Origin of the sequence: Synechococcus sp. FACHB-909 (assembly GCF_014698945.1) — a bacterium.
In the GTDB taxonomy this organism is placed as follows: Bacteria; Cyanobacteriota; Cyanobacteriia; order PCC-6307; family Cyanobiaceae; genus Cyanobium.
The window spans coordinates 445,613-467,814 of sequence record NZ_JACJTY010000001.1 but is presented as its reverse complement, the minus strand read 5'-3'; the positions used below and the strand labels follow the sequence as shown (position 1 = coordinate 467,814).

The 22,202-nt window shown below is 67.6% G+C and carries 22 protein-coding genes; 12 read left to right on the top strand and 10 right to left on the bottom strand.

Annotated elements, in window-relative coordinates; genetic code table 11:
• Nucleotides 1–246: 246 nt before the first annotated feature.
• Both H6G99_RS02290 and H6G99_RS02285 read right to left on the bottom strand, forming a co-directional pair.
• Nucleotides 247–582, bottom strand: coding sequence for a hypothetical protein (locus H6G99_RS02290; protein WP_199296899.1), 336 nt, complete (start codon nucleotides 580–582; stop codon nucleotides 247–249).
• A 35-nt stretch (nucleotides 583–617) separates the two neighbouring features.
• A complete protein-coding gene (locus H6G99_RS02285; protein ID WP_286190962.1) occupies nucleotides 618–1,412 on the bottom strand; it encodes an SDR family oxidoreductase in 795 nt (264 codons plus the stop codon).
• Here H6G99_RS02285 and H6G99_RS16275 point away from each other — a divergent pair.
• Nucleotides 1,317–1,982 carry a winged helix-turn-helix transcriptional regulator gene (locus H6G99_RS16275; RefSeq protein WP_286190929.1) on the top strand — a complete coding sequence of 222 codons (666 nt, stop codon included), beginning with the start codon at nucleotides 1,317–1,319 and terminating at the stop codon, nucleotides 1,980–1,982. The two genes, H6G99_RS02285 and H6G99_RS16275, sit on opposite strands and share 96 nt — an antisense overlap.
• Here the strand turns inward: H6G99_RS16275 and H6G99_RS02275 are convergent.
• The 7 genes from H6G99_RS02275 to H6G99_RS02245 all read right to left on the bottom strand — a co-directional run bounded on the left by H6G99_RS02275 (nucleotide 1,942) and on the right by H6G99_RS02245 (nucleotide 8,907).
• Nucleotides 1,942–3,153 (bottom strand): cytochrome P450, encoded by a 1,212-nt coding sequence (locus H6G99_RS02275; protein WP_190609592.1) that lies wholly within the window; start codon nucleotides 3,151–3,153, stop codon nucleotides 1,942–1,944. The two genes, H6G99_RS16275 and H6G99_RS02275, sit on opposite strands and share 41 nt — an antisense overlap.
• Nucleotides 3,154–3,205: 52 nt before the next feature.
• A complete protein-coding gene (locus H6G99_RS02270; protein ID WP_190609591.1) occupies nucleotides 3,206–3,637 on the bottom strand; it encodes an ester cyclase in 432 nt (143 codons plus the stop codon).
• A 61-nt stretch (nucleotides 3,638–3,698) separates the two neighbouring features.
• Nucleotides 3,699–4,136: a GNAT family N-acetyltransferase gene (locus tag H6G99_RS02265; protein ID WP_190609589.1), complete on the bottom strand. Its 438-nt coding sequence runs from the start codon at nucleotides 4,134–4,136 to the stop codon at nucleotides 3,699–3,701.
• A gap of 114 nt (nucleotides 4,137–4,250) precedes the next feature.
• Entirely contained in the window at nucleotides 4,251–4,772 is a 522-nt protein-coding gene (locus tag H6G99_RS02260; RefSeq protein ID WP_190609588.1) for a DUF1993 family protein, read from the bottom strand.
• A gap of 96 nt (nucleotides 4,773–4,868) precedes the next feature.
• Nucleotides 4,869–5,252 carry a GNAT family N-acetyltransferase gene (locus tag H6G99_RS02255; RefSeq protein WP_198960134.1) on the bottom strand — a complete coding sequence of 128 codons (384 nt, stop codon included), beginning with the start codon at nucleotides 5,250–5,252 and terminating at the stop codon, nucleotides 4,869–4,871.
• A gap of 649 nt (nucleotides 5,253–5,901) precedes the next feature.
• The gene (locus H6G99_RS02250) at nucleotides 5,902–6,360 is read right to left on the bottom strand and encodes an SRPBCC family protein (RefSeq protein ID WP_190609587.1); all 459 of its coding nucleotides are present in this window, start codon (nucleotides 6,358–6,360) and stop codon (nucleotides 5,902–5,904) included.
• Between the two features lie 195 nt (nucleotides 6,361–6,555).
• Nucleotides 6,556–8,907 (bottom strand): S8 family peptidase, encoded by a 2,352-nt coding sequence (locus H6G99_RS02245; protein ID WP_190609584.1) that lies wholly within the window; start codon nucleotides 8,905–8,907, stop codon nucleotides 6,556–6,558.
• Nucleotides 8,908–9,011: 104 nt separating this feature from the next.
• Here H6G99_RS02245 and H6G99_RS02240 point away from each other — a divergent pair, with 104 nt between their 5' ends.
• The 10 genes from H6G99_RS02240 to fba all read left to right on the top strand — a co-directional run bounded on the left by H6G99_RS02240 (nucleotide 9,012) and on the right by fba (nucleotide 17,822).
• Nucleotides 9,012–9,734: a polysaccharide deacetylase family protein gene (locus tag H6G99_RS02240; protein ID WP_190609583.1), complete on the top strand. Its 723-nt coding sequence runs from the start codon at nucleotides 9,012–9,014 to the stop codon at nucleotides 9,732–9,734.
• Nucleotides 9,735–9,791: 57 nt separating this feature from the next.
• Nucleotides 9,792–10,820, top strand: coding sequence for a UDP-3-O-(3-hydroxymyristoyl)glucosamine N-acyltransferase (gene lpxD, locus H6G99_RS02235; RefSeq protein ID WP_190609582.1), 1,029 nt, complete (start codon nucleotides 9,792–9,794; stop codon nucleotides 10,818–10,820).
• Nucleotides 10,821–10,848: 28 nt separating this feature from the next.
• On the top strand, nucleotides 10,849–11,931 hold the full coding sequence (gene leuB, locus H6G99_RS02230; protein WP_190609580.1) for a 3-isopropylmalate dehydrogenase: 1,083 nt from the start codon (nucleotides 10,849–10,851) through the stop codon (nucleotides 11,929–11,931).
• A gap of 80 nt (nucleotides 11,932–12,011) precedes the next feature.
• Nucleotides 12,012–12,914, top strand: coding sequence for a phosphoribulokinase (locus H6G99_RS02225; RefSeq protein ID WP_094586194.1), 903 nt, complete (start codon nucleotides 12,012–12,014; stop codon nucleotides 12,912–12,914).
• Between the two features lie 52 nt (nucleotides 12,915–12,966).
• Nucleotides 12,967–13,353: a hypothetical protein gene (locus H6G99_RS16270; RefSeq protein WP_233133996.1), complete on the top strand. Its 387-nt coding sequence runs from the start codon at nucleotides 12,967–12,969 to the stop codon at nucleotides 13,351–13,353.
• Entirely contained in the window at nucleotides 13,350–14,201 is an 852-nt protein-coding gene (locus tag H6G99_RS02215) for a prepilin peptidase (RefSeq protein ID WP_094586193.1), read from the top strand. Before H6G99_RS16270 ends, H6G99_RS02215 begins: the two co-directional genes overlap by 4 nt.
• Nucleotides 14,202–14,240: 39 nt before the next feature.
• Entirely contained in the window at nucleotides 14,241–15,131 is an 891-nt protein-coding gene (gene accD, locus H6G99_RS02210; RefSeq protein ID WP_094586192.1) for an acetyl-CoA carboxylase, carboxyltransferase subunit beta, read from the top strand.
• Between the two features lie 8 nt (nucleotides 15,132–15,139).
• A complete protein-coding gene (locus H6G99_RS02205) occupies nucleotides 15,140–15,574 on the top strand; it encodes a hypothetical protein (RefSeq protein ID WP_190609579.1) in 435 nt (144 codons plus the stop codon).
• Nucleotides 15,561–16,655 (top strand): Gfo/Idh/MocA family protein, encoded by a 1,095-nt coding sequence (locus tag H6G99_RS02200; RefSeq protein ID WP_190609578.1) that lies wholly within the window; start codon nucleotides 15,561–15,563, stop codon nucleotides 16,653–16,655. The genes H6G99_RS02205 and H6G99_RS02200 overlap by 14 nt, the downstream gene beginning before the upstream one ends.
• A gap of 93 nt (nucleotides 16,656–16,748) precedes the next feature.
• Nucleotides 16,749–17,822 carry a class II fructose-bisphosphate aldolase gene (gene fba, locus H6G99_RS02195; protein ID WP_094586189.1) on the top strand — a complete coding sequence of 358 codons (1,074 nt, stop codon included), beginning with the start codon at nucleotides 16,749–16,751 and terminating at the stop codon, nucleotides 17,820–17,822.
• 76 nt (nucleotides 17,823–17,898) lie between these two features.
• Here fba and H6G99_RS02190 read toward each other — a convergent pair whose 3' ends face one another.
• Nucleotides 17,899–20,784, bottom strand: a complete 2,886-nt coding sequence (locus H6G99_RS02190; RefSeq protein ID WP_094586188.1) for a UPF0182 family protein — start codon at nucleotides 20,782–20,784, stop codon at nucleotides 17,899–17,901.
• Between the two features lie 130 nt (nucleotides 20,785–20,914).
• On the opposite strand from H6G99_RS02190, the gene thrC reads away from it, so the two are divergent.
• The gene (gene thrC, locus H6G99_RS02185; protein ID WP_094586187.1) at nucleotides 20,915–22,195 is read left to right on the top strand and encodes a threonine synthase; all 1,281 of its coding nucleotides are present in this window, start codon (nucleotides 20,915–20,917) and stop codon (nucleotides 22,193–22,195) included.
• Nucleotides 22,196–22,202 lie beyond the last annotated feature (7 nt).

Here is a 22,202-nt window from a genome sequence, read left to right as displayed (position 1 = left end):
ACCCCAGGCGCAATCGGTGTTGTCGTCCTGAAGGTCTGGGCTGAGGCGGAGGCGGCCCATGAGGCCACCAGGGCCGCCATGGCCAGGGCCAGGGCCGTGCGTCGTTGGTGGGACGACCTCATCGCGACGGCTCCTGGCGTTGGGGAGGGCAAGGGAGGAAGGCTATGTCAGTGGCTTCTAGGCATGGATGGGGCGCAACAGGCCGTAGGAGGAAGGTTGGGATTGGCGTTGGATGCCATCCGACCGTCAGAGTTCAACGAGCAATTGAACGGACTCCAGCTGCTCCGGAGAATCCGGCCTGGCGGCGAACAGCTCCTGCCAGGCTGGGTTCTTGTTTTCCCAGGCCGTTCTGGCGCCGTAGGCCGCCATGTCGTCGTATTCGATGTGGAGAATCAGCGAGGTCGTGTCCGGACCCGGCACCGCATTGCGCAACAGACGGACCGCTCTGGGCATCACCGGACTCTCGAATTCCGGGCCGCCCGCCTGCTGCAATTTGGCCATGACATCCCCGAAGCGGCCGGGACGGATCTTGTAGGTGAAGACGGCAATCACGGACATCTTGATAACGCGGGTGAGCGCCACGGAACGCTAGGGCCCACTCTTCGCTATGGAACCCCCTAGAGGGCCGCCATGATCGCTGCATCCAGCCCCGTGGTCGGCCGGCCAAGGAGTTGGCTGAGCTGCTTGCCGTCATCAAACAGGGCTCCCTGGGAGGCGCCCGTATCGGAATCGGCCAGCAGACCTGCCAGGGGCTCCGGCAGGCCGGCGCCGATCAGGGCGTTGCGGTAGTCCGCTTCGGGAAGGTTGACGTAGGGGATCGGCTTGCCGATCTGGCGTGAGATCGCAGCGGCGAAGTCGCTCAGGGTGTAGGAGGTGTCGCCGGCGAGTTCGAGCACCTGGCCGGCCGGATCGTTGCTGGTGAGGATGGTGGCGGCGGCTTCGGCGTAATCGGCACGGGCCGCGGAAGCGATGCGCCCCTCACCGGCGCAGCCAACCACCGCCCCCAGCGACAGGGCGGAGGCAACACCTGCCGTGTAGTTCTCGGTGTACCAGCCGTTGCGCAGCAGCACGAACGGCAGGCCGGATTCAAGAATGGCCGCTTCGGTTTCCCTGTGCTCCTGAGCCAGGGCGAGGACCGAGGTATCGGCGTGCAGGACGCTGGTGTAGGCCAGCAGTTTGACTCCCGAACGCTTGGCCGCGTCGATGACGGCCTGATGCTGGCATGTGCGCTGGCCGATCTCGCTGGAGGAGATCAGCAGGAGCCTTTCCGCGCCTTGAAAGGCGGCCTCCAGGCTGGCGGGCTGGTTGTAATCCGCTTGGCGAACCTGCACGCCCAGGGCGGCGATGTCGCTGGCTTTGTCGATGTTGCGTACGGCGGCGACGATGCTGTCAGCGGGGACCCTCCTGAGCAGGACATCGATGACCAGGCGGCCCAGTTGGCCGGTGGCTCCGGTGATGACGAATTGGGTCATTGCCGTTCGATGGCGTGGCTTGATGGAACGGAGGCAACCTACGCCTTACAATTTCGTTTCGTAAGTACTTACAAAAAGGTAAGCCTCATGAATGCGGGCTCCAGGCTTGGCGAGACCCTGCGGCGCGGGGAGGTTCTGGCGCCCGAGTGTCCGTCGCGGGAGATCCTCAAGCACGTGACCAGCCGTTGGGGGGTGCTGGCGCTGGTGGCCCTGATGGAGCGAACCCACCGCTTCAGCGAGCTGCGCCGCAGGATCGGGGGCGTCAGCGAGAAGATGCTGGCCCAGACCCTGCAGCAGCTGGAACAGGACGGCTTCATCCGGCGCGTGTCCTATCCGCTGGTGCCACCGCATGTGGAGTATTCGCTCACCCCCCTGGGGGTGGGCATCGGCCGTCAGGTCGAGGCGATGACCGACTGGATCGAGATCAACCTGCCGGAGATCCTCAAGGCCCAGCAAAGGCAGCCGTCATCTAGGCCGAACGCTGATCAAACGCCACCGGCAGCGACTTGAGCCCGCGCAGTTCCAGGTTGTCCTGATACTCCAGCGGCACGCCGGTGAGGCGCAGTTCTGGGCAGCGACGCAGCAGTGCGCTGAAGGCGATGGTGGCTTCCATCCGGGCCAGGGCCGCCCCCAGGCAGTAGTGGGGACCATGGCCGAAGGCGAGGTGGACGTCAAACCGGCGTCGCACGTCGAGCCGGTCGGGATCCGGGAACCGGGCCGGGTCGCGATTGGCGGCGGCGAACATCAGGTACACCAGCTGGCCCTTGCGGATCGAGTGGCCGCCGATCGTCAGATCCTCGCCGGCCTCCCGATACATGAACTGCACCGTGCCGTCGTAGCGGAGGAACTCCTCGACGGCGTTCGGAATCAGCGACGCGTCGTCGCGCAGCAGCTGGAGTTGCTCTGGGTGGCGCAGCAGGGCCAGCAGGCCGTTGCCGATCAGGTGGGTGGTGGTCTCGTGGCCGGCCGCCAGGAACAGATTGGCGTTGGCGATCAGCTCCGTTTCGCTGAGCCGATCGCCGTCAATCTCGGCATGCACCAGCAGGCTCAACAGATCGCCGCTGGGAGTTGCCCGCCGCTTTTCGAATTCCGCGCCAAAGAATGCGGTCAGCTCGTGGGTGCTCTGCAACGCCCGCTGGTACTGCTCGGGGGTCACGGCTGACGGGTCGGTGCCGAAGATGGCGGAGAAGTCGTCAGACCAGCGCTTCAGCTGGTCCAGGTCGCCCGTTTCCAGGCCGAGCAGGCGGGCGATGACCCGGGCCGGCAATGGGAAGGCGAAGTCGGCGATCACATCGAAGCGCCCCTGCTCCGGCAGCCGGTCCAGCAGCTCATCGACCAGCGTCTCGACGGCCGGCCGCAGGTGGTCCACGGCCCGTGGCGTGAACACCTTGGCCACCAGGCCGCGAAGCCGATGGTGCCGTTCCGGGTCCGTGATGTTCATCTGGGCGCCGATGACCTCGAAGAGGCGCTGCAGCTCGGGGCACCCGGCCCGCTCACCCATTCCGCCGGCGCGATCGGAGCGCAGCCGTGGGTCCTGGGTGGCTGCCACCACGTCGTCGTAGCGGGTCAGCACCCAGGCTCCGAACGGTTCATGCCAGTGGACGGGGTCGGTACGCCGCAACGCGGCGTAGGTCGGGTAGGGATCGACCAGCATCGCAGGACTGAACAGGGCTGCGGTCATGGTTGAGGACACACACGGATGACGGTATCGAGATCTCCCCGATGTTGCCTGGTCAGCCTGGAATCACGCCGAGCTGCTGAAGCATCCCGTAGGTATCCACGATGATCCAGTCTTCCTCAATCTTGCCGTCGGCAAGTCGGTAGATCGCCTGACCGGACACGCAGACGCGCCTGTTGGTTGGTGGAATTCCGTTGAATACTCCTTGCTGGGTTCCTTCGGCAGACCAGCGCAGCGAGACTCGGTCTGCTTCTGCGAACAGATCGTGGACCTGCATGTGAAGGTCGGGAAAAGCTGCGACGAGCGCTCCGATATAGGCCTTGGCGGCCTCGGGTCCATTCGCCAGATGGGGAGCCGATGGATCGTGCATGGTGAAGTTGGCCGAGCAAAGCTCATCGATCACTGCAAAATTGCGCCCATTCCATCCTTCTGCGATCAGTCGTCGGACGATGTTCTTGTTTCCCTCTGACATGTGGCTGTACTCCATGAGGTAAGTGGACAGGCGGTTCTCCGCTTGGCGGATGAACTGTCAACCGCTCAGACGCTTGTCAGTTCGATCTGCATGATGGGTACCACCGGACAATGTCTAGAGTATCCAGATTCTTCGTGAAAATCATGCGGTCTTCACCTTCCCCGTGATAGCCCTCAGCAACGGGCACGCCGTGGACCTCGAAATCGGATTCAAGGGGCGAGAATCCCAAGCGACCACGGAAGGCAATGGAGTTGCGATTGGCCGGAGCGGTCACGCCATGCACTGTGCGACAGCCAAGCGAGGCGGCCGTGGTAATGAGATGCTCATAGCGGAGTCTTTTCAACCCTTCTCCACGTCGTGCCGGATGGACACCGAGACAATGGACATAGGCCTGGTCGGGATAGGTCTGCGAAATGAACCCGATGAGTAACGCGACGATCTGACCATCAACGACGGCGGTGAACCTGGTGGACCGGAAGTTAACGAAGAAGAGTTTGAGCAGCATGTCGGCCATCGGCCGACCACCCCACCATGCATCAACGACCGAAATGATCGGTTGATTCTCGCCGGGCTCTACATGGCGGATGACAACCCCTTTCGTTGCTTCACCCTGAGCTCCAATGGCTGTTTAGCTTGCACGCTCCTGCACCTTTGGGAGCAAATGAAGCATGTAATCTCGCTTTCCGACTGGGAGGCCTAGATTGCGCAGTATTGCATAGGTCGTTACCAAATGAAAGTAGAAGTTGGGTAGCAGGAAGTCTTCCAGGTAGTCCCGCCCAGTAAGGTCTGCGTAAAGGTCGGCGCCGAAGTCCAGATGCTTTCGGGCCGGGAGGTCACTCTCGGCAGAAAGATGGCTGGCCAATAGTGTTCGCGTGTCTGCAATATGTTGTTCGGCCAAGGCCAGTGTCCCGACACGCGGATTGAGGTCATCGCTTTCCTTCCCGGTTACCCATAGGACAAAGTTTCTCGGCTGATTGCAGGTAAACACAATCTGCGTTCCCAGGGGAAGCATGTCGGGGGCTAGACGGTGACTGAGATAGTCTGCCTCCACTTCGTTCCGACGCTCAGCGCCCAGTTTGAGCAGATGCGCTAACGTGGCAAGTCGGGAATCAAAGGTGTGGGCGGCTTTGGACGTCTCGGCAACGGGCATCTTCAGCTCCTAGGGACGAATCGACGCGGATTCAAGTTCAATCTAACGCCAGGACCAGAGGCGGTAGCAAGTGTGGACGCCTGCACAGGCGATCGATCATCGCAAGTCAAGGCGCATCACATGGCGGCGGCTACCGGCACGTCGAACCTCTTTGAACCCAAGTTCTTCGAACATGGGCACGAAGCCCATAAAGCGATAGCTGGGCGACTCCGGATCGACCGGATAGGCCTCCAAAATGTCCGCACCCCGAAGACGGGAGTGTTGGATTGCTGCGCGAATGAGTTCCTTGCCGTAGCCCACGCCACGAAGCTCTCGTTTCAGGAACATGCATACCAGAGACCATACGTTTGCTCCATCGTCGTCGAGACCTCCCAGTGGGCGGTAGGAGTCACGGGGGGCAACGGAACACCATGCAACGGGTTCGGTTCCTCGGTATCCGAGAAGACCAACTGGATGCCCGCCCACAATGCGGTCCTTCATGGCCTCCTTCTTGGCGGCACCATTCCCGCGACTTTCACTGGGCATGGCACGCCATACCATGCACCAACAGTTTTTCGGTCCACCCCTGCTCGCAAAGAGTGTCTCGAAGTCATCCCATCGCTCCGGTGTGACTTCTTCAAAGCTGCATTCCATGGCTGGTCAGCTTGAGCGAGGGGTCAGGAGTCACTTCGCGCCATTCGGTCCCCGCCTGAAGAACAATCGAGCGAGTAGAAAGGTTCCGATGAAACAGTTCGCCACCAGCACAAGGTAGAAGAGGAGGAGGACAAGGAACCAGACAGGGTGGTCTGAGAAGTGGATCGTGCTACTGGCGGGACCAAAGTTTCTACTCGGGCTGCTGATCTGCCCCGTCGTAACGAAGCGGTAGAGGCCAAAGACAAGTCCTGCACAAGCTGCTGTGAACACGGGGACAAGAACAATCCTGCCGATCCACATCGCCCATTTCTTGTACGTAGGCATTGGGGCAGGCCTTGAGTGTTCTATCGGATTCATGGCACCTGATGATTCTACGATGTCTCGATGGTGCTGGTGCAAGCAGAGGCCAGGGGAGCTCGCGTTTCGTGGTGTTTACCTTTTTGCGGTTCTTGGCGGTGGCCCAACATCGACAGCCCTTGTGTGGCCTAACAAACAGTCAGGTCACATGGGAGGACTCACAGAGCGTTTTGAGTTTTTCAAGCGCCTTCGGCCATGCTTGGCATATGTACTCCTCCCACTCTGCGGTGACATCTTGGTCGACAACCATGCTTGTACCTTCTTTCGTGGATAAGAACGTGTAGTTCTCAAATGCAGGTGCCCAGGCTCGAATTGCTTCGCTTGTGGTGTCTTCAACCCCGTTTGTAATGAAGCCGAGGTGTCGGATTGAGATGAATTTATTGGGCCGACTCTCAGCGATCTCGGAAACCATTCCGTCGCCATTCGGTGCCAAGAATAAAATCCTTGCTCCTGATTCCCACGTGCCCTGAAAGTGCGAGCCTTCAGCGAATGCTGATGCCCACTGCTTGTAGCTTTCAGGATTGGTTACGTGTCGCCAAACCACGCTTGCCGGTGACTTGATCGTCACGTTGAACTGGATAGGCTTCGTTGAAGGCATCTGACTCTCCGAGTAGCGTTTGTGTGTGTGGCCTGGCCTGTTGTTAGCTGGTTTCCATCAACGCATCCTTGCGCCTCACCCATTCCGTGAACCACCAGCCAACAACCCGTAGAGATGGCTGAAAGTCCCAGGGCCAAACCTGCTCAATCTTTTTTGCAGCAGGATCGAAGCCGTGGTTCACGGACCCGTGAACCCTCAAGTCTCCAACAACATCCTCGACAGATTCGGCAGACCCGCCCCCTGGTGGTAGCGGTCCCGTTGCAGGTCGGTGCAGTGCTCCAGCAGGATCCGCTTCACCCGGTCGGGATAGCCGATGAATTCGGTGCGCACCGAGAGGAACGAGGCCAGAAGGCCGGAGATGTGGGGCGCCGCCATGCTGGTGCCCGAAAGCGCCACGTAGAGCTCATCGAGGCTCTTGCCCTTGTCGCGGCTGGGGGTGCGTTTGGGGTCGCTGCTGCTGCGGCAGGACAGGATCTTTTCTCCCGGGCCCACCACGTCGGGCTTGAGGCGGCCATCGGCGGTGGGACCCCGTGAGGAGAAGTAGGAGGTGCCGTAGCGGTGCGGCAGGGTCGGGTGCACCGAGCCCACGGCGATCGCCTCGTCAAGGTTGGCCGGATCGCCGATCGACAGATCGAATGAGCGGGTGGCGCTGAAGCCGTCCACCACGATGTCGCCGCTGCCTTCGTTGCCCGCCGCCAGCACCACCAGCACCCCCTGGCGCACCAGCCGCAGCAGGGAGGCGCACAGCGGTGAATCGCCGCAGCCGAAGCTGGCCGGATCGAACGGCCCCCCCAGGCTCAGGTTCACCCCCTGGATCGCCAGGCGCCGTCCCTCCTGGTTCTGCTTCCAGATGTGGTCGATCGCCTTGATGATCCAGGCGTCATAGCCGCCGCCGTTATCGGCCAGCACCTTGTAGCTGACGATCCGGGCCCGGGGGGCCATCGCCAGCAGGTCGGGGCCGCCCTCGCCGCCCACCGACAGCAGCCCGCCGGCGATGATCCCCGCCACATGGGTGCCGTGGCCGTTGGCATCGTTGCCGCTGCCTTTCTGCACCGGCCCCCGCGCGGTGCAGTCCCATTCGGCGGCGATCGTGCCGTCCGGGGCGAAGGTCGCGTTGTGGAAGTGGGGGTGCTGCCGGTCGATGCCGGTGTCCAGCACGGCCCAGGTGATGCCCTGGCCACAGGCGTTGTAGCCCAGCTGGGCGGTGCGGGCCTGCACCGTGTGGATCGAATCGTGCATCAACGCCTTCTTGCGGCTGTTGCTGAACATCCGGTACACCGCCGGCGAGGTGGCGCCGTACTGGCGGCTCATCGCCCCCGCCAGCGTCTCCACTTCGGCGCGGGTCAGGTTCACCGCCACGTAGCGATCCAGCTGGTCCTCCAGGAACACCGTCTCGGCGGTGATCGGACCCTGCAGCACATGCGCCTGGATCCACTCCAGCACCGACTCCCGCGCCTTCAGCAGCGAATCGCCCCCCTCCGGCCCTGCCGCGGAGCGATCCGCCAGTTCGATCAGCACCGGCACCCGGGCCGTGGCCTCCACATCCAGCGCATCGGCCAGGCTGCGGGCCACCGTCATCGGACTCACGGGCTGGAAGCGGGAGCGGTCCAGCGCCGTCATCACCGTCTCCTGGGTCGACTGACGCGACAGGTAGCGGCTGGCGGAATGGGCCTTGCTGGGCGGCCACACCACCCCCATCACCCGTTCATCGACGATCTTCGGCTTGCCGGCGGCGCTGTACTCGTCGGCCAGGCTCTGGTCGAGGCAGACGATGTCGCCGTCCTGGGCGATGTTCACCCAGCGCCTCACACCGGCCGGAATCGGCAGCTTCTTGCCGTGCCATTTCTGCAGCACGTCGGTCACCTGGGGCTGCCCCAGCGGTGAGCCGATCGTCACGTACAGATCCACCTCCAGGGCGGCGCCCAGCTCCATCAGCGCCTGATAGGTCACCATGCTCCCCTGGCTGTGGCCCACCACCACGAAGGGCCCCCCGCCGGTGCTGATCCGGTCCTTCACCGTCTGCACCATCCGTTCCCGCTTCGTCTTGTTGAACAGGAAATCGTTCACATCGGCCATGAACGCCTTGGTGAACATCGCCGTCACCGGGCTCCACAGCCCCTTCGCTTCCACCGAGAGCGTCGCCGGCCCCCCCATCGGCGCCCCCCGCTGGGCCGCCGTCTGGGCGGCCGCGTCCAGCTGCGCCGTCAGCGCGTCCACGAACGCCTGCGACGCTTCCGGCGAATCGCTGTCCTGGATCGAGGCGGCCAGCAGCCCCTCCGCCTCCGGCTGCAGCGTCGCCCGGTCGTCACCGATCGCCCGGGTGGAGAAGCCCGCCGTCTCCGGGTAGCGCTCCCGGTCGACCCAGTAGGCCATGCGGGTGCGCTCCCCCTGGTCGGCGCCGAACAGGGCCCGGTCCCACTCCGAGCGCAGCACCCCTTCAGGGGGCATGTTGGAGATCCCGTGGCAGTAGATCACCGTGCGGGCCTGCCCGCGCGTGGTCGGGGCGCTGGCGCTGCCGGCGGCGGCGGCTTTCTTCGGGGCGGTCATGGGGGCGCACAAGAAGGGGACCATCCCCCCCGCCCTAGCCAGTCCCGCCGCCGCCGGACCATGGCCCGCCGCCGGTGTCATCGTTCTTGAGGCCGCCCCCGCCCATGACCCTGCTCCTGTCCGTTCTGGCCCTGGTCCTGCTGCTGGATCTGCTGGTGCTGGTGGTGCTGCTGCCCTCGCTGCTGATCCGCCTGCTGCTGGTGCCCCTCTGTCCGGAGGTGGTCTGGTGCGGTCCGGGCCGGCAGAAGACGCTGGCCCTCACCATTGACGATGGCCCCAGCCCCGGATCGGAGGCCCTGCTGGCCCTGCTGCGGGAGCTTGAGGTGCCGGCCACCTTCTTCCTGATCGGCTCCCACCTGGAGCGCGACCCCCGTTTCCCCCGCCGGGCCCTGCAGCAGGGCCATGATCTCGGCAACCACCTCTGGTGCGACGAGTCCTCCGCCGCCTTTCCACCCGCGGTGTTCCAGCAGCTGCTGAGCGACACCGAACGGGTGATCGCCCGGGCCGCTGCCCCCGCCAGACTGCGCTGGCGCTGGTTTCGTCCCGGGCGGGGCTGGTTTCACCGGGCCATGCTCGACGCCCTCGCGGCCCGGCGCTACCGCCTGGTGCTGGGTTCGATCTTTCCCTGGGACACTCTGCGGCCGCCCCTGTGGTTCGTTCGGCTGTTCGTGCGCCTCAATGCCCACCCCGGCGGGATCCTGGTGCTGCACGACACCCCGGACCTGAGCGGCCGCACCCTGGAGAGCCTGCGCTGCCTCATCCCCGACCTGCGCCGCCGCGGCTACCGCTTCGTGCCCCTCGACGAGCTGCTCGATCCGGCCGCCTGATCCGGCGCCCGGCGGTGGGTGTGGGGCCTACGATCCGGGCCGTCCGCCCCCTGGGGAATGCGCTTCAGCAGCCTGCTCACCCGGATCGGCGCCGTGCAGGACGGCAGCCCGCGGCACCTGGCAGGGGATCCGGAGATCACGGGCGCCGAAGCGCTGGATCGCGCCGGCCCCGGCCAGCTGGCCTTCCTTGAACCCGGCAACGCCCTGGCGGCCGCCCTCTCCGCCAGCGGTGCCGCCGCCCTGCTGCTGCCCCTCGACGAAGAAATCCAGCAGCTGGCCACTGATCGTGGCCTGGCCTGGGTGGCCCTCAAGGATCCGCGCCTTGGCTTCGCCCAGGCCCTCGGGGCCCTGCATCCCCCCACCCCGAAGCCCCCGGGGATCCACCCCAGTGCCGTCATCGACCCCAGCGCGACCGTGGCCGCCGATGTCCACGTGGGTGCCCATGGGGTGATCGGCGCCGGCAGCGTCGTGGCCGCCGGCTGCGTGCTCCATCCCGGCGTCGTTCTCTATGAGTACGTGCAGCTCGCTGAGGGCTGCGAGATCCACGCCAACGCCGTGCTCCATCCCGGCAGCCGTCTCGGGGCGGGGTGCGTGGTCCAGTCCCAGGCGGTGATCGGTGCCGAAGGCTTCGGTTTCGTTCCCACCGCCACTGGGTGGGTGAAGATGCCCCAGACTGGCCGGGTGGTGCTTGAGGACGGCGTCGAGGTGGGCTGCGGCTCCACCATCGATCGCCCCTCCGTCGGCGAGACCCGCATCGGTGCCGGCACCAAGATCGACAACCTCGTCCATGTCGGCCATGGCGTCGTCACGGGGAAAGGTTGTGCCCTGGCCGCCCAGGTGGGCATCGCCGGCGGCGCCGTGCTCGGCAACGGCGTGATCCTCGCCGGCCAGGTGGGTGTGGCCAACCGGGCCGTGATCGGCGACCGGGCCATCGCCTCCTCCAAGTCCGGCATCCACGGTGAGATCGCCGCCGGCGAGGTGGTCAGCGGCTACCCCGCCATCCCCAACCGGCTCTGGCTGCGCTGCTCCGCCGTCTTCAACAAGCTGCCCGAGATGGCCCGCACCCTGCGGCAGCTGCAGAAGTAGCCTCGCCTGCTGAGCGGCCCCCCTCGCGATGACCAGTTACAGGATCACCCTGCTCGCGGGGGACGGCATCGGTCCGGAGATCACCGCGGTGGCCCGCACCCTGCTGGAGGCGGTGAGCGACCGTCACGGCTTCAGCTTGGCGTTTGATCCGCAGCCCGTCGGTGGTGCCGCCATCGACGCCACCGGCGTGCCCCTGCCGGAGAGCACCCTGGCCGCCTGCCGGGCCTCCGATGCGGTGCTGCTGGCCGCCATCGGCGCCCCCCGCTTCGACGCCCTGCCCCGGGAGCAGCGTCCCGAGAGCGGTCTGCTGGCCCTGCGCTCCGGCCTGGGGCTGTTCGCCAACCTGCGGCCCGTGAAGATCATCCCGGCCCTGGCCGGCGCCAGCAGCCTGCGCCCCGAGGTGATCGAAGGGGTGGACCTGCTGGTGGTGCGCGAACTCATCGGCGGCATCTACTTCGGCACCCCCAAGGGACGCATCGAGGTCGACGGCGGCGTGCGCGCCTTCAATACCATGGTCTACAGCGACCACGAGGTGGATCGGATCGCCCGGGTGGGCTTCCGCCTGGCGGCGGCCCGCCGCGGCCGCCTCTGCTCGGTCGACAAGGCCAACGTGCTCGATGTCAGCCAGCTGTGGCGCGACCGGGTCGAGGCGATCCACGCCGAGTTCCCGGAGGTCGAGCTGAGCCACATGTACGTCGACAACGCCGCCATGCAGCTGGTGCGCGAGCCGCGCCAGTTCGACGTGCTCCTCACCAGCAACCTCTTCGGCGACATCCTCTCGGATGAGGCCGCCATGCTCACCGGCTCGATCGGCATGCTCCCCTCGGCCTCCCTCGGCTCCGAAGGCCCGGGCCTGTTCGAGCCGGTGCACGGCTCCGCCCCCGACATCGCCGGCCAGGACAAGGCCAATCCCATTGCCATGGTGCTGTCAGCCGCCATGCTGCTGCGGGTGGGCCTGCAGCAGGAGGCCGCCGCCGCCGATCTCGAGACCGCCGTCGACCGGGTGCTGGCCGCCGGCTACCGCACCGGCGACCTGCTGATGACGGACGGCTGCACCCGCGTGGGCTGCCAGGCCATGGGCGAGCAGTTGCTGGCGGCCCTGCCCGGCTGATCGCCCCCTTCCGATGACGGCCGCGGGGGGGCCGGACCGGCGACCTGCCAAACTCACAGCCTCTCAACCCCCCTGCGTCGATGTCGAAGCGTCACCCGGTCGTGGCTGTCACCGGTTCCTCAGGAGCGGGAACCAGCACCGTCAAACGGGCCTTCGAGCACATCTTCTCCCGCGAGGGCATCATCCCGGCGGTGGTGGAAGGCGACAGCTTCCACCGCTTCGAGCGAGGCCCGATGAAGCAGGCGATGGCCGAGGCCCAGGCCCGCGGCGAGAACTTCTCCCACTTCGGCCCCGAGGCCAACATCTTCGACAAGCTCGAGGAGCTGTTCCGCACCTACGGCGAGACCGGCGGCGGCGAGCGCCGCTACTACCTCCACTCGGTGGAGGAGGCGGCCGAGCACAACGCCCGCCTCGGCACCAGCCTGGAGCCCGGCCAGTTCACCCCCTGGGAGCCCATCCCCTCCGACACCCAGCTGCTTTTCTATGAAGGCCTGCACGGCGGCGTCGAGGGCGACGGCTACGACGTGGCCTCGCTGGTGGATCTGCTGATCGGCGTGGTGCCGATCGCCAACCTGGAGTGGATCCAGAAGATCTCCCGCGACAACGCCGAGCGGGGCTATTCGGCCGAAGCGATCGTGGACACGATCCTGCGCCGCATGCCCGACTACATCAACCACATCTGCCCCCAGTTCAGCCGCACCGACATCAACTTCCAGCGGGTGCCGACGGTGGACACCTCCAACCCGTTCATCTGCCGCAACATCCCGACCCCGGATGAGAGCTTCGTCATCATCCACTTCCGCAAGGGGGCCCGTGAGAAATGGGGCATCGACTTCTCCTACCTGCTGCGCATGATCAACGGCTCCTTCATGTCCAGCCCCACCAGCATCGTGGTGAACGGCGGCAAGATGGGCTTCGCCATGGAGATCATCCTCACCCCGATCATCCACAAGATGATTGAGGAGAAGAAGCAACTGAGCTGAAGATCGATCTCTCGATCTTCCTTTCGGCCCTAAGCTCCCCCGAAAGGAATCGGTGAATCCCATCACCGCCCAGCCCCCCACCATCCACCCGTCCGGGAGCCCTTCATCCAGAGGCCCCGGATCCGGAAGCCCCTCCTTCCAGATCCGGGGCGGCGAGTCCTCGGCCTCACCGTCGGCTGGCGCCCTGCGCCTCGATCGCATCAACAGCGCCGAACTGCTGCGCTGCTCGCGCCGGGTCTACTTCCGTTTCCTCGAGGCCTGCCCCACCGCCCCCGAACCGCTGGGGGTGGTGCTGCTCGGCGCCGGCCCCCAGGGGCGGGTGGTGTTCGAGCTGCCCATCCTCCTGCCGGACGAGCAGTTCGTGCCGATGGAGCTGCTGCGCCCCCGCTCGGCCCGGGGCCGCAGCGCCCGCGGGGGATCCAGCCGACCGCTGCCATGACCACCGACGCCCTGCTCGCCCCCACCGCCGCCCTGCCGTTGCTGGCCCCCCTGGTGGCCCTGGTGGGTGCCTGCATCGGCAGTTTCCTCAACGTGGTGGTCTGGCGGCTGCCGCGGGAGGAGTCGCTGGTGTTCCCCGGCAGCCACTGCCCCCGCTGTGGCGCCTCCCTGGCCTGGTTCGAGAACGTGCCGCTGCTCAGCTGGCTGCTGCTGCGCGGCCGCTGCCGCCACTGCCAGGCGCCCATCGCCGTCCGCTACCCGCTGGTGGAGCTGCTCACCGCCGGCCTCTGGGTGGCGATGCTCTTCGCCCGCCCCGCGGCGATGGGCCCCGACCCAAGCCCCTGGCTGCTGCTGGCGGCCGGCTGGTTGCTGGCCAGCTGGCTGCTGCCCCTGGCCCTGATCGATCTCGACAGCCTCTGGCTGCCGGAGCCGCTCTGCCGCTGGGGCGTGCTGCTCGGCCTGGCGGCCACCGCCGGCATCGGCTTCCCGCAGGGGGCCGAAGTGGGCCGGGCGCTGCTGTTCTCCCACCTGCTGGCGGTGGCCGCCGGTCTGCTGGGCTTCGAGGCCCTCAGCGCCCTGGCCGAGAAGGCGATGGGCCGGCCGGCCCTGGGCCTGGGAGACGCCAAGCTGGCGGCCCTGATGGGCGCCTGGCTCGGACCCCTGGGCCTGGGTCTGGCCGTGAGCCTGTCGGTGCTCGGCGGTGCCCTCATCGGTGGCATCGCCCGCCTCAGCGGCCGTCTCGGCCGCCAGCAGCCCTTCCCCTTCGGCCCCTTCCTCGCCGCCGCCGCCCTGGCGGTCTGGATCGGCGGCCATGGCCCCTGGCTGCGCCTGTGGGGCCTGGGTCTTTAATGGCCCCAAGTCTCCGTTCCCCGTCGCCGCCGTCGCCCCATGTCCCTGTTCGACTGGTTCGCCGATCGCCGCAAGAACGCCCCTGCCGTTCGGGCCAGCAAGGGCCCTGAGGCCGACGAGGGGGATGGCCTCTGGAGCAAATGCGCCGAATGCGGCCTAGTGGTCTACCGCAAGGATCTGATCGCCAACGCCAGTGTCTGCAAGGGCTGCGGCCACCACCACCGCATCGACAGCGCCGAGCGCATCCGCCTGATTGCCGATGAGGGCAGCTTTGAGCCCATCGATGCCGATCTGGCCCCCACCGACCCCCTCGCCTTCAAGGACCGCCGCAGCTACGCCGACCGGCTGCGGGACAGCCAGCGGGCCACGGGCCTGCGGGATGCGGTGGTCACCGGCCTCTGCCGCCTGGAGGGCATGCCCCTGGCCCTGGGGGTGATGGATTTCCGCTTCATGGGCGGCTCCATGGGCTCGGTGGTGGGCGAGAAGCTCACCCGCCTGGTGGAGCTGGCCACCGCCCGCCGCTACCCGCTGCTGATCGTCTGCGCCTCCGGCGGCGCCCGCATGCAGGAGGGGATGCTGAGCCTGGTGCAGATGGCCAAGGTGTCCGGCGCCCTGCAGCGCCACCGCAGCGCCGAACTGCTCTACCTGCCCCTGCTCACCCATCCCACCACCGGTGGGGTCACCGCCAGCTTCGCCATGCTCGGCGACCTGATCCTGGCCGAGCCCAAGGCGATGATCGCCTTCGCCGGCCGCCGGGTGATCGAGCAGACCCTGGGCGAGAAGCTGCCCGAGGGCTTCCAGACCGCCGAGTACCTCCAGGACCACGGCTTCGTCGACACGATCGTGCCCCGCCCTGAGCTGCGCGGCACCCTGGCCACCCTGCTGCGGCTGCACGGCAGCCTGCGGCCGGCCGTGTCCTTGGTGCCGTGAGCGGTGTCATGAGAGGTGGCCGCGCCCCGTTCGCCGCCGCTCTGCTGGTGGTGCTGCTGGTGCTGGGCTGCTGGCTGGCGGCTCCCGCCGCCGCCATGGCCGGCCCGGTCGACTGGCAGGAGGTGGAGGCCGGCCCTGAGGGCCGCCAGTGGTGGGACTCCGGCAGCCTCCGCTTCGATCGCGAGGGCCGTCTCTCGGTGCTGAGCCGCTTCCAGCCCGCCGCCGCCGCCGATGCGCCCGAGGACGCCCGCCCCCCCGTCGGCCAGCTGTATGTGATGCAGCTCGACTGCGACGAGGAGCTCTACCGCGACACCGCCGTCAACGGCCTGCCCCGCTGGGGAGCCACCTGGCAGGCCGCCGCCGGCGACAACCTCACGATCCGGGTGCTGCATGCCGCCTGCGACGCCGCCCGCCGGAACCAGGAGAACGATGCGACGGCCTGAGGCGCCCCTGCGGGTCGCCGTCGCCGGCCTCGGCTTCGGCGAGAAGGTGATCCTGCCGGCCCTGCGGGACGCCCCGGCCACCGAGCCGGTGGCACTCTGGCACCCCCGGCCGGAGCGGGCCGCCGCCGCGGGCCAGGCGGCGGAGCTGCCCGCCTTCGACGACTTCGCCGCCCTCCTTGCCGATGCCTCCGTGGAGGCGGTGGTGATCGCCACGCCGCCGGAGCCCCGTTTCGCCCTGGCCCGCGCCGCCCTGGAGGCGGGCAAGCACCTGTTCCTGGAGAAGCCTGTGGCCCTCAACACCGGCCAGGTGGAGGAGCTGCAGCGCCTCGCCATGGCGCGGGGCCTGGTGGTGGCGGTCGACTTTGAATACCGGGCCGTGCCCCATGTGCAGCAACTGGCCGCCCTGCTCGAGGCGGGGGTGCTGGGGGATCCCTGGCTGGTCAAGTTCGACTGGCTGATGTCCAGCCGCGCCGATCCGAGCCGCCCCTGGAGCTGGTACTCCCAGGCGGCCGCCGGGGGCGGTGTGCTCGGCGCCCTCGGCACCCACGCCTTCGACACCCTCCACTGGCTGATCGGCCCCAGCCGCGGTCTCACCGCCCGGCTCAGCACCGCCATCGCCGAGCGCCCCATCCCGGGCTCCGGCGCCATGGGGGTGGTGGATGCCGAGGACAGCGCCCTGATCCAGCTCGACCTCGAGGACCGGCGCGGCCGCCCCGTGCCCGCCCAGCTCGCCCTCTCCTCGGTGGCACGGGCGGGACGGGGCTACTGGATCGAGCTCTACGGCAGCGAGGCCACCCTGGTGCTGGGCTCCAGCAACCAGGCCGACTACGTCCACGGCATGCAGCTGTGGATGGCCCGCCCCGGCGAGGCCCTCCGGCCCGTGGCGGCCGATCCGGCGCTGGCCTACGGCCGCACCTGGGAGGACGGCCGGATCGCGCCGGTGCGGCGGCTGCTCGGCTGGTGGTCCCAGGCGGTGCGGGAGCGGCGACCGATGCTGCCGGGCCTGTCGGAGGCGGTGGCCAGCCAGCGGTGCTGCGACTGGGCCCGCCAGGGAGCAGGAACCCTGGAGGGCATCCCCTAGACTCCCCGGCAGACCCGGCGGGACGACCCCGCCAGCCGTCCTTCGACCACGGTTCTCCGCAACCGTACCCACCCAAAAACCGCGAGATTTCCCATGGCGCTCGTACCGCTTCGCCTGCTGCTGGATCACGCCGCAGAAAACGGCTACGGCATTCCTGCCTTCAACGTCAACAACCTGGAGCAGGTGCAGTCGATCATGGAGGCTGCCTACGAGACCGACAGCCCGGTGATCCTGCAGGCCTCCCGCGGCGCCCGTCAGTACGCCGGCGAAAGCTTCCTGCGCCACCTGATCCTGGCCGCGGTCGAGACCTATCCCGACATCCCGGTGGTGATGCACCAGGACCACGGCAACAGCCCCGCCACCTGCTACGGCGCCGCCGCCAACGGCTTCACCTCCGTGATGATGGACGGCTCCCTCGAGGCCGACGCCAAGACTCCCGCCAGCTACGACTACAACGTGGCCGTCACCAAGGAAGTGGTGGATGTGGCCCACGCCATCGGCGTGAGCGTGGAAGGCGAACTGGGTTGCCTGGGTTCCCTGGAGACCGGCAAGGGTGAGGCCGAGGACGGCCATGGTTTCGAGGGCTCCCTCGACCACTCCCAGCTGCTCACCGACCCCGCCGAGGCCGCCGACTTCGTTGCCAAGACCAAGGTCGACGCCCTGGCCATCGCCATCGGCACCAGCCACGGCGCCTACAAGTTCACCCGCAAGCCCACCGGTGAGGTGCTCGCCATCTCCCGGATCGCCGAGATCCACAAGGCCATCCCCAACACCCACCTGGTGATGCACGGCTCCAGCTCCGTTCCCCAGGAATGGCTGGACATGATCAACAAGTACGGCGGCGCCATCCCCGAGACCTACGGCGTCCCCGTCGAGGAGATCCAGGAAGGCATCCGCAACGGCGTGCGCAAGATCAACATCGACACCGACAACCGCCTCGCCTTCACCGCCGCCGTCCGGGAAGCCGCCGCCAAGGATCCCGCCAACTTCGATCCCCGCCACTTCAACAAGCCCGCCCGGGCCTACATGAAGAAGGTCTGCCTGGATCGTTACCAGCAGTTCTGGTGTGCCGGCAACGCCAGCAAGATCAAGCAGCGCGACATCAACTACTACGCCACCCTCTACGCCAAGGGTGCCCTCGATCCCAAGACCGCTGTCGCCGCCTGATCGGCGTCTCACCAGCGATCCAGCATCGATCCATCGGGGGCCTGAGGGCCCCCTTTTTCATGGCTGTTCAGGGCCTTCAGGGCAGCGGCAGGGGCAGCGGCGTGCCGTCGGGGAGCGGCGGTTTGGCGGTCGCCGCCTCCTCCTTGGCGGTGGGGGCCGCGTCCACCAGCCGCTCCAGGGCGCGGCGCAGGCTGCGCTCCATCACGAAGCGGCGGCCGTCGGTGACCACCACCCGCACCAGGGTGGGCAGGTCGTTGCTCTTCGACTGCAGGTAGATCGGCTCCACGTACAGCAGGCCCTCGCCCACCGGCAGCACCAGCAGGTTGCCGCGGAACAGCCGCGAGCCGAGCCGGTTCCAGAGGCCGAACTGGAAGCTGATCGTCGGGTCCTGGTCGATCAGGGCCGTGATCTGCTGGGGGCCGAGCAGCAGCCGCTGCTGGGGGAAGCGCACCAGCATCAGCTCCCCGTAGTGGGGTGGATCGTTGCGGGCCGCCAGCCAGCCCACCAGGTTGGAGCGCTTCAGCGGCGTGAAGGGCAGCAGCAGCACGAACTCCGAGCGCTGCTCGCCGGGCAGCTGCAGGGTGAGGTGGTACGGCGACACCGGCACGGTGCTTTCGCCGTAGATCTCGTTGGGCACCGCCCAGACGTCGTCGCCGTTGTAGAAGGTGCGCACGTCGGTGACGTGGTAGCGCAGCAGCCGCTCCGCCTGGATGTCGAACTGGCTCTTGGGCACCCGGATGTGGGCGAGCAGGGCCCGGGGCATGGCCGAGAGCGGCCGGAACAGTTCCGGGAAGGCACGCACCCAGGTGCGCAGCACCGGATCCCTGGCGTCATTCACGTAGAACCAGAGCCGGCCGTCGTGGGCATCCACCACCGCCTTCACCGGGTTGCGGAAGTAGCGCAGGCCCTGGGGATTGGGATCGCTGTAGGGGTAGGAGCGGCTGGTGGTGAAGCCGTCCAGCAGCCAGTACTGGTACTGCTCCGGTCGGTAGCCCTCACTGCCGGCCACCCGGGCGGTGACCAGGTAAGGCTGGCTTTCGAAGCGCAGGAAAGGCGCCAGGGCCGTCAGGCGCTGGTTCACCTGGCGCCGCAGCAGCAGCAGGGAGCGGTCGGTGAAGGAGCCGGTGAACAGCAGCCGCGGTTCCCGCAGGTAGATCGCCGCCCCCAGCCGGTTGAGGGGAGGGGCGAGGGAAATCCCCCGGGTGCCGGTGTAGTGGGTGTAGACGTTCAGTTCCCCCTCGGGATAGGAGAACTCCTTCACCTTGGTGGGGGCGATGGCGTAGGGGGAGGGCCCGGAGGCGAAGTAGAGGCTCGGGCTGCCCACCGGCAGCGCCGCCCGGGCCTCCTTGTCGGTGATGCCCAGTTCGGGGATCCCCTGTACCCGGCCGCTGCTGCCCAGGTCCTTGACGAAGAACAGGGGCAGGCCGTCGGAGCCGAAGGCATTCACCGGCGAGACGGTGAAGCCGTGGCCGTTGGTGAACACCAGATGGCGGTTCAGCCAGGTGCGCGAGCCGGGTGGCAGGGCGCTGCTGTCCAGCTCCCGGGCCGAGATCAGCACCTGCTGGGAGCCGTCGCGGGCCGACTTGCCCTGCAGCGGATAGCGATCCACCGCCGCCGACGGGAAGGTGTAGTAGAGCCGCAGCTGCTGCAGCTCGCGGTTGGCGGCCAGCAGGGGCTGGCTGTCCCAGAGGCGGATGTTGTCGAGGGTGCCGGGGGCCCTGGCCAGATCCGCCTTCGTCAGGCCCTGGTTGGGTTCCAGCCGGATGGTTCGCACATTCTCGAGGCCGAAGGCGCGGCGGGTGGCCCGGATGCTGCGTTCCAGATAGGGGGCCTCCACCGCCAGCTCCCGCGGCTGCACCCAGAAGCGCTGGGCCAGGGGCGTGATCACCCATTCACTGATCGGCACCAGCACGGCCGAGCCCGCCAGGGGCAGCAGGGCGCCACGGCGCACCCAGCCCCGGGGCAGGGGCACCAGCAGGGCGCAGGCCGTGAGCAGCAGCAGCAGCGCGAACAGCAGCCGCAGGGGCAGGCGCACGTGCAGATCCACGTAGCCCGCCCCCGAGGCCACGCCGCTGCCCTGCACCATCAGATCGAAGGGAGCCAGGGCATTGCTGAGGGCCATGACGACGGCCAGGGCCGCCACCTGGGGCTGCAGCACCCGCTGCTGGGCCTTGCTGAGCCCGTCGAAACGCAGATCGCTCAGGCTGCGGCCCTTGCCGATGGTCAGCAGCAGGCAGGCCGCCAGCCCCACCAGGCCCTGGGCCAGCAGCACGCTCAGCAGCAGCCGCAGGGCCGGCAGGCGCAGCACCGTGAACGACAGGTCCAGACCGGTGAGGGGATCCCCTTCGCCGAAGGGGGTGGCCAGCAGGGCCGGCAGCCACAGGCTCCAGCCCCGGGCCACCGCCGTGGCCGAGCCCGCCAGGGCGGCCGCCAGGGTGATCCGCAGGGTGGTGAGGGGCCAGAGCAGCAGCGGCAGCAGCAGGCCCCCCGCCAGGCCCGCCACCAGCAGGGGCGGCAGATCGCGCAGCACGGAGAAGCCGGTGATCACGTCGCCGTTGAAGGGGTTGGCGATCAGTCCCCGGGCCTGCACCAGCAGGTAGCTGAGGCCGCCGGCCAGCAGCAGCACCAGGCCGATCAGCACCGCCACCAGGGCGCCGTTGCCCAGCCGCAGCAGGGGCGCCCCCGGCCGGGGCGCCTCGGGCCCCTGCTCCCTGAGCCGCCAGCAGCGCTGCAGCTGGGCCAGCTGAAGGGCCGAACCGAGGCCGAAGACCGCCGCGAAGGCGGCGATCTGCAGCATCCAGCGGCGCAGCAGGATCTGCTGGAAGTCGAACTGGCTGAACCAGAGCCATTCGATGGCCAGCCGGGCCCCCGCCCAGAGGGCCAGCAGCAGAGCGAAGGCGATGGCCAGGCCGATGGCGAGGTGGGGCCTCCGGTGGGACGGCAGAGGGGTGGGAACGGGCACAAACGGAGCGTAGGCAGAACCCTGCGGGCGACAAGTGCCGGCCTCGATGACATACCCGATGCCGAAGGTCGGCTTTGCCGCCAGGGACCGGACACCACTGTTAGCGTGTCACCCAGTGACCGGGATTCCCTTGACCGCCACCCTTTCCCGCTCCACCTTCACGGGCCTGCGCTGCAAGGAATGCGGTCATCCCTACGAGGCCGGCGCCCGCCACGTCTGTGAGGACGTCTGCTTCGGCCCCCTTGAGGTGGTCTACGACTACGACGCCATCCGCAGCCGCGTCAGCCGCGCCACCATTGAGGCCGGCCCCACCTCGATCTGGCGCTACCGGGAATTCCTGCCCGTCGAGGGTGACCCCATCGACGTGGGCACCGGCTTCACCCCCCTGCTCAAGGCGGACCGCCTCGCCCGCCGTCTCGGCCTCTCCTCCCTCTACATCAAGAACGACGGCGTCAACATGCCGACGCTGTCCTTCAAGGACCGCGTTGTCTCGGTGGCCCTCACCCGGGCCCGGGAACTGGGCTTCACCACCGTCAGCTGTGCCTCCACCGGCAACCTGGCCAACTCCACCGCCGCCATCGCCGCCCACGCCGGCCTGGAGTGCTGCGTGTTCATCCCCAGTGATCTGGAGCTGGGCAAGGTGCTGGGCACCCTCGTCTACAACCCCACCCTGATGGCGGTGAAGGGCAACTACGACCAGGTCAACCGGCTCTGCTCCGAGGTGGCCAACACCTACGGCTGGGGCTTCGTCAACATCAACCTGCGCCCCTATTACTCGGAAGGCTCCAAGACCCTCGGCTACGAGGTGATCGAGCAGCTCGGCTGGCAGCTTCCCGACCACATCGTGGCTCCCCTGGCCTCCGGCTCCCTGTTCACCAAGATCCGCAAGGGCTTCGACGAATTCATCAAGGTGGGGCTCGTCGACGAGAAGCCGGTGCGCTTCAGCGGTGCCCAGGCGGAGGGCTGCTCCCCCATCGCCCAGGCCTTCGCCGCCGGCCGTGACTTCATCACCCCGGTGAAGCCGAACACGATCGCCAAGTCGATCGCCATCGGCAACCCGGCCGATGGCCCCTACGCCATCGACATCGCCAACCGCACCGGCGGCACGATCGCGGCGGTCACCGATGAGGAGATCATCGACGGCATCAAGCTGCTGGCCGAGATGGAGGGGGTGTTCACCGAAACCGCCGGGGGCACCACCATCGCCGTGCTCAAGAAGCTGGTGGAGCAGGGCAAGATCGACCCCTCGGAAACCACCGTCGCCTACATCACCGGCAACGGCCTCAAGACCACCGAAGCGATCGCCTCCTCCATCGGCGCCCCTTACACGATCGAGCCCCAGCTGGCCAGCTTCCACGAAGCCTGGGAGCGCTCCCAGGCTTCCCACGGCGGTGCCGCCCCCCGGGCCTGATCACCGC

Coding starts and splice junctions, on each gene's coding strand:
- H6G99_RS02275 (WP_190609592.1), bottom strand. CDS start 3,153: ATGACCGCAGCCCTGTTCAGTCCTGCGATGCTGGTCGATCCCTACCCG.
- H6G99_RS02270 (WP_190609591.1), bottom strand. CDS start 3,637: ATGGAGTACAGCCACATGTCAGAGGGAAACAAGAACATCGTCCGACGA.
- H6G99_RS02265 (WP_190609589.1), bottom strand. CDS start 4,136: ATGGCCGACATGCTGCTCAAACTCTTCTTCGTTAACTTCCGGTCCACC.
- H6G99_RS02260 (WP_190609588.1), bottom strand. CDS start 4,772: ATGCCCGTTGCCGAGACGTCCAAAGCCGCCCACACCTTTGATTCCCGA.
- H6G99_RS02255 (WP_198960134.1), bottom strand. CDS start 5,252: ATGAAGGACCGCATTGTGGGCGGGCATCCAGTTGGTCTTCTCGGATAC.
- H6G99_RS02250 (WP_190609587.1), bottom strand. CDS start 6,360: ATGCCTTCAACGAAGCCTATCCAGTTCAACGTGACGATCAAGTCACCG.
- H6G99_RS02245 (WP_190609584.1), bottom strand. CDS start 8,907: ATGACCGCCCCGAAGAAAGCCGCCGCCGCCGGCAGCGCCAGCGCCCCG.
- H6G99_RS02240 (WP_190609583.1), top strand. CDS start 9,012: ATGACCCTGCTCCTGTCCGTTCTGGCCCTGGTCCTGCTGCTGGATCTG.
- lpxD (WP_190609582.1), top strand. CDS start 9,792: ATGCGCTTCAGCAGCCTGCTCACCCGGATCGGCGCCGTGCAGGACGGC.
- leuB (WP_190609580.1), top strand. CDS start 10,849: ATGACCAGTTACAGGATCACCCTGCTCGCGGGGGACGGCATCGGTCCG.
- H6G99_RS02225 (WP_094586194.1), top strand. CDS start 12,012: ATGTCGAAGCGTCACCCGGTCGTGGCTGTCACCGGTTCCTCAGGAGCG.
- H6G99_RS02215 (WP_094586193.1), top strand. CDS start 13,350: ATGACCACCGACGCCCTGCTCGCCCCCACCGCCGCCCTGCCGTTGCTG.
- accD (WP_094586192.1), top strand. CDS start 14,241: ATGTCCCTGTTCGACTGGTTCGCCGATCGCCGCAAGAACGCCCCTGCC.
- H6G99_RS02205 (WP_190609579.1), top strand. CDS start 15,140: ATGAGAGGTGGCCGCGCCCCGTTCGCCGCCGCTCTGCTGGTGGTGCTG.
- H6G99_RS02200 (WP_190609578.1), top strand. CDS start 15,561: ATGCGACGGCCTGAGGCGCCCCTGCGGGTCGCCGTCGCCGGCCTCGGC.
- fba (WP_094586189.1), top strand. CDS start 16,749: ATGGCGCTCGTACCGCTTCGCCTGCTGCTGGATCACGCCGCAGAAAAC.